The organism is Pseudomonas lopnurensis (assembly GCF_015070855.1).
GTDB classification, from domain to species: domain Bacteria; phylum Pseudomonadota; class Gammaproteobacteria; order Pseudomonadales; family Pseudomonadaceae; genus Stutzerimonas; species Stutzerimonas lopnurensis.
This window is the reverse complement of the sequence record NZ_JADDIX010000047.1, coordinates 1-2,688: the sequence shown is the minus strand read 5'-3', so window position 1 is coordinate 2,688 and position 2,688 is coordinate 1. Positions and strand designations below refer to the sequence as shown.

1 protein-coding gene is annotated in these 2,688 nt (G+C 64.4%); it reads left to right on the top strand.

The annotated features are described in order from the left end of the window. The coding region (locus IN820_RS09265) for a hypothetical protein (protein ID WP_193680698.1) at positions 1 to 2,683 on the top strand (2,683 nt) is incomplete at its 5' end. Positions 2,684 to 2,688 lie beyond the last annotated feature (5 nt).

The following is a 2,688-nucleotide window of genomic DNA, read 5'->3' as shown; positions in this document are numbered from 1 at the left end:
GCCGGTCGTGGTCATCGACCGGCAGGCCGAGGGACTGCGCGCACGCGACTTCAATGTGGAAAGCACCCTGGCCGACCCGGCCGTCTTCACCCCAACTTTCGCCGCATTTGCCGAAACGGAATGGGTCATCAAGCTGCAGCATGCGCAAGAGCAACTGGCCGCATCTCAGCAAGGCGAGCAGCCGCATCCCCTACCCGAACTGGAAGCCGGGCCGGACGTGCTGGTCGAAAAGAAGCTGCTCGGGTATCCCAGGCTGGTCGGCTTCATGCTCGAAGACCCCCTGTTCGCCTTGCGCCATGCCACTGCCCAGGCGCGCCTGGCCGAGGCTTATCTGCTATCGCTCAATGCTTTGATCGCGCACCGCCCGAACGGCCGTTATGCCCAGGTCGTCTACAGCACCGTGATGCGCTCCGGCGATAATCCCCTGGCAAAATTCAGGGACCTGATCGACCAGCCGGCTCTGCTCGAAGCCGTGTTCGAGGACGAAAGGAAGGCCGCACGCGAGCACCTCGAACGCACCCTCGAAAGACTGCTGGCCCTGTTCGAACGCCGTCTGGAGAGCGTCGCGGCGGATTGGCTGTTCAGTCACGATGAACGCCTGCTGGAACCCTACGCCTGGCTGACCGAAGCCCTGGATGCGCTCAACAAGAACCCGCCGCAGTGCGATGCCCTGAGTCTTGCGCCGCCCGCCCGTGAGTTCGAAGCCCGTATCGACCGACTGGTGCAGAGCCTGTTGCAAGCCACGCATCCGCTGACCCGCCGAATGCTGGTCGGCGGGGACGGCACATTGCCCGAAGCCGTCGAGCGCCTGCAGGCGCTGTCGGCACGAACACATGAACCCGACCCTGCCCGCATGGGCCTGAGCACGCTGCTGCAGGCGGCCAGCCTCGATACGCCGGCCACCGATGCGCTCGGTCTTTCCAAGAACATGACGGCACTGGTCGGCGACTTCATGGACCTTTTCGCCACCGCCGTGGGCACCCAGCTCAACCGCCTTGGCGCAAGCCTGGTCAATATCGAATTGCACCGCCTGTTCGCTCCGGCCTTCGGCGTGTTCGAACGGCTCTCGCCGTCGTGGAAGGGCCTTACGCTCGTTTCGCGGGCCGATGCCAATACCCAAGGCCTGGTGATACTGGGCGTCGAGGGCGCGGGCCTGAGCCATGGCCTGACGGCCGAGGAACGCCGCACCCTGACCCGCAGGAACTACCGCTACGCCACCCTGCACGACAAGGCGGGCAACCCGATCGGCTCCACCAGCCCCCGTCATGCGCAGCGGCAACTGCCCAATCTTGGCCGGATCACCATAATCGCCGCCCCGGCGGATCATCCCCAGGTACACAAGCTCAGCGCCTGGAAACTGCAGGCCAACCGCACCATCCAGGCGACGCTGGAAACGCCGGCGGTGCCTCTGGTGGCGGTGGTTTGTGCACTGTTCAATCTGCAGGCGCAGATGGTGGGGGTGAGGGGGCTGAAGAAGGAGGCGGGGGATGGCCGCACTAGATACGATCGCGGTATAGAAAGTGCCAGCCTTGATCTTGCCGTCGCACTGGGCAATCTGAGCAAGCCGATATTGGGTGCTGAAAATGGTTTGGTCAAAGCCCTCAACAAACCTCGCTTCGATGTAGCGAAGATTTCTAGCAGCTGGGCAACCAACCTCTACGAACAGACAGGCAGTACCAGGCTACCGATACTAAGAGCAGCCTCAGGCATTGCCATGCTATTCACCACGAGTCTTACCGTCTGGGACGCCAAGCGCGCCTGGCACCAGGGCGACCATGATGCGTCTCTGGCGTATGGCGTTGCCGCCGCTGGCGGTGCGGCCTGGACGGCCTACGCCTTTGGCATGGCCATCAACCCCTTCGTGCTGGTGGCCGGTGGCGTACTGTTTATCGGCGGCAGCCTCCTGGGCAACTGGCTGGTCGACAGCGATGCCGAGGCGCTGTTGAAGAACGGCCCCTTCGGCCGCAACCACGACCAGGTCGGCCTGCTCGACAGCCTGCTGGGCGACGACCAGCGCTTCGCCCATCTGCAAGACCCGCAGATCGCCTATACCCAGCTACTCGGTATCCTCGGCAAGCCGGTGCTCTGGGTCGCACGTCTGGCGGATTGGCGCGAGCAGGCGCCGCCGGCACAACGCGCGCTGATGCGGGAAGTCGAAGCCGAGCGCCAGGCCAGCGCCCCTGAGAGCCATTGGAGTTGCAGCGATCCGGCCCGGCAGCCTTTTGCGGACGATGACTGGGTACTGACCATCCACTCGCCGCTGCTGGCCATGTTCCGTGGCGAGCACGACTTCCAGTTGTACGCCGAAGAGCAACTGGCCGTGCTGCCGCATACGGGGGCGTTCAATGTGGAGCGCGTCGAACGCCGGGGCGTCGACGCCGCCAAACTGAGCGCCCTGCCGCTGGACGAGAGCAGCGTGCTCTATATCCTGCCCCACCAGTTTCCCCGGCTGCAGCTGTCGCCGCTGCAGCGCCATCACAATACCGTTACCCGGCGGTTCAAGGTCAGCGCCCAGTTTCACCTGGGCCAGGAAGGCGACAGCGCGCAGACGCTGGTCCTGCCACAGCCGACGCCGAAGCGCTGGCAAGCCTATGAGCCCGCCTTCAGAAACCGCCCGGCGGCGAAGGCCCTGCCGGATGACGTACCCTATTGGCAGATCGAAATCAGCGAGTTCAAGGAATGAGCGTA